The sequence below is a fragment of the Streptomyces sp. 150FB genome, from assembly GCF_000818195.1.
Taxonomy (GTDB): Bacteria; Actinomycetota; Actinomycetes; order Streptomycetales; family Streptomycetaceae; genus Streptomyces.
The window spans coordinates 7,308,160-7,311,273 of the sequence record NZ_JTHL01000001.1; the positions used below are offsets into that span (position 1 = coordinate 7,308,160).

The following is a 3,114-nucleotide window of genomic DNA, read 5'->3' on the forward strand; positions in this document are numbered from 1 at the left end:
CCGCCGAGCTGCGGCTCGTCGTCCAGGCCATGGCACCCAGGGGAGTGGACACCGTCGTACGGGCGGCCATCGACCCGGCCGCCGGAGCCGTTCTGTCCTTCGGCCTCGCCGGCGCGGCCTCCGAGCTGCTCGGCGACCTCGCGCACCGGCTCGTCCCCGCCACCGAGCGCGACGCCGCCGAACTCCTCACCTCCATCAGGACCGCCCCGCTGCTCTTCGGCTGGCGCGGCTCCGACCCGGTCGACACCCCCGCGCTGGAGGAGCTGTTGCTGCGCGTCTCCCGGCTCGTCGACGATCACCCCGAGATCGTCTCGGTCGCCCTGGAGCCGGTCGTGGCCGCCACCCACGGGGTGTCCGTCCTCGGCGCCGAGGTCCGGCTGGCGCCGCCCGCCGCCCTCGGCGACCTCGGTCCGCGGCGTCTTCCCAGTTACTGAACCAGGCCCCGCACGAGCGTCTCCGACAGCCATCCCGCCACCGTAGGATGGAGACCATGGCGAAGATCGGTACGACGACCCAGGGGCTGCGCACGGCGATCGAGCGCAGCGGCTACTACCCGACTCTCGTGGCCGAAGCGGTGGAAGCCGCTGTCGGCGGCGACCCGATCGCGTCGTACCTGGTCCACCAGGAGACCACCTTCGACTCCAACGAGGTGCGCCGCCATGTCACCGTCCTCGTCCTGACCGCTCATCGTTTCATCGTCAGTCACACCGACGAGCAGGCCGCCGACACCAGCTCCCCGACGCCGTACGCCACCACCTCCACCGAGTCCGTGAAGATCGACCGGATCTCGTCCGTCGTGGTCAGCCGCGTCGTCGCCAACCCAGAGTCGTACACCCCCGGCACGCTGCCGCGCGAGGTCGTCCTCACCATCGGCTGGGGCGCCGTGTCCCGGATCGACCTGGAGCCCGCCGCCTGCGGCGACCCCAACTGCGAGGCCGACCACGGCTATACGGGCAGCTCGACCGCCGACGACCTGAGCCTGCGGGTGAGCGAGGCGGGTGACGGCCCCGACGCCGTCCGCCAGACGCTCGCCTTCGCGCAGTCCCTCTCCGAAGCCACCGCGGCGACCGCGGCGACCGGCCGCTGATGGCCGCGCAGCCCACGGCACCGGCCTCCGCCTCCGCCTGGCAGGACCCCGTACCGCTCGGCCTCTCCACCGCGCCGCTGCCGGAGTACGGGAGCGGCTCGCTCGCCGATCTGCTGCCCACACTCGCCGCGGGCCAGGGCGTCCCCGGCATGACGGCCGCCATCACCGAACTCAGCCCCGCCGACCGGAACTGTGTCTTCCTGATCGACGGACTCGGCTGGGAACAGATCAAGGACCACCCGGCCGAGGCGCCCTTCCTGACCTCGCTGCTCAGCACGTCGCGCGGCGGCACCGGCCGTCCGATCACCGCCGGTTTCCCCGCCACCACCGCTTCCTCGCTCGGCTCCGTCGGTACGGGGCTGCCACCGGCCGCCCACGGCCTGCTCGGCTACACCGTCCGCAACCCCGACACGGGCGCGCTGATGAACCAGCTCCGCTGGAAGCCCTGGACTGAGCCGCGCCTCTGGCAGCCGCACCCCACCGTCTTCGCGCTCGCCGACGCCGCGGGCGTCCACACCGCGCAGGTCTCGTCGCCGACCTTCCAGCACACCCCGCTCACCAAGGTCGCGCTGAGCGGCGGCACCTTCCACGGCCGGCTCTCCGGGGACGAACGGATGGACCTCGCCGCCGCCCAACTCGCCGAAGGCGACAGGTCGCTGGTCTACACCTACTACAGCGAGGTCGACAGCAACGGCCACCGCTTCGGCATGGACTCCGACGCCTGGCGCGGCCAGCTCATGTACGTCGACCGGCTCGCCGAACGCCTCGCCGAGCAACTGCCGCCGCGTGCGGCCCTGTACATCACCGCCGACCACGGCATGATCGACATCCCCTTCGACGAGCAGTCGCGCATCGACTTCGACGAGGACTGGGAACTGCGCGCCGGGGTCGCCCTGTTGGGCGGCGAGGGCCGGGCCCGCCATGTGTACGCCGTACCGGGCGCCGAGGCCGACGTCCGCGCGGTGTGGCGCGAGGTGCTCGGGGAGCAGTTCTGGGTGGCCGGGCGTGACGAGGCCATCGAGGCGGGCTGGTTCGGGCCGCCGGGCGTGGTGGACCAGCGGGTGCGCGCGCGGATCGGGGACGTTGTCGCAGCGGCCCACGACGACGTGATCATCACGGCCTCCGTCCTGGAGCCGCGCGAGTCGGAGATGGTGGGCCTGCACGGCTCGATGACCCCCGTCGAGCAGCTCGTACCGCTGCTCGAAGTACGCTCGTAGCCGGCCGACCCCGGCCGGTCCCAGCAGGTCCCGTCCGATCCCACCACGCCCGCGCGTTGTCCCGATGCGCGCCCGGACCCGAAAGGCCGTCACTTCCTCATGCCTGAGCTGGTGTTCTTCTGCGGAACGATGGACTGCGGAAAGAGCACCCTCGCTCTTCAGATCGAGCACAACCGCTCGGCGCGGGGCCTCCAGGGCATGATCTTCACCCGTGACGACCGCGCCGGCGAGGGGAAACTCTCCTCCCGCCTCGGCCTGGTCACCGACGCCGTCGAGGCGGCCGACGGCTTCGACTTCTACGGCTACCTCGTCGACCGGCTCTCCCGGGGCGGCCGCTGCGACTATGTGATCGCCGACGAGGCGCAGTTCCTCGCGCCCGAGCAGATCGACCAGCTCGCCCGGGTCGTCGACGACCTGGACCTGGACGTCTTCGCCTTCGGCATCACCACCGACTTCCGCTCCAAGCTCTTCCCCGGCTCGCAGCGGCTGGTCGAGATGGCCGACCGGGTCGAGGTGCTCCAGGTCGAGGCGCTCTGCTGGTGCGGGGCCCGCGCCACGCACAACGCCAGGACCATCGGCGGTGCCATGGTCGTCGAAGGGGCGCAGGTCGTGGTCGGGGATGTGCACCAGTCGGGCGACGAGGTCGGTTACGAGGTGTTGTGCCGGCGCCACCACCGGCGGCGCATCACGGCGGAGAAGGCCAAGGCCGCGGCGCTGTCCCCGGACGTCCTGCCGGTGGACGGTCGCCTCGCGGCGGGCGGCCGTTGACGGGGCCGGTTCGTGGTGCGGGTCGCGGTGATGGTGCCGGGC

4 protein-coding genes are annotated in these 3,114 nt (G+C 72.2%); all 4 read left to right on the forward strand.

Annotated elements, in window-relative coordinates; translation table 11 throughout:
- The coding region (locus QR77_RS31300; RefSeq protein WP_040025399.1) for an acetate--CoA ligase family protein at nucleotides 1–434 on the forward strand (434 nt) is incomplete at its 5' end.
- Between the two features lie 56 nt (nucleotides 435–490).
- Nucleotides 491–1,087: a DUF5998 family protein gene (locus tag QR77_RS31305; protein WP_040028956.1), complete on the forward strand. Its 597-nt coding sequence runs from the start codon at nucleotides 491–493 to the stop codon at nucleotides 1,085–1,087.
- Nucleotides 1,087–2,304 carry a nucleotide pyrophosphatase/phosphodiesterase family protein gene (locus QR77_RS31310; protein WP_040025400.1) on the forward strand — a complete coding sequence of 406 codons (1,218 nt, stop codon included), beginning with the start codon at nucleotides 1,087–1,089 and terminating at the stop codon, nucleotides 2,302–2,304. Before QR77_RS31305 ends, QR77_RS31310 begins: the two co-directional genes overlap by 1 nt.
- 99 nt (nucleotides 2,305–2,403) lie before the next feature.
- Complete coding sequence (locus tag QR77_RS31315; protein WP_040025402.1) at nucleotides 2,404–3,072, forward strand: thymidine kinase; 669 nt, start codon at nucleotides 2,404–2,406, stop codon at nucleotides 3,070–3,072.
- Nucleotides 3,073–3,114: the final 42 nt, after the last annotated feature.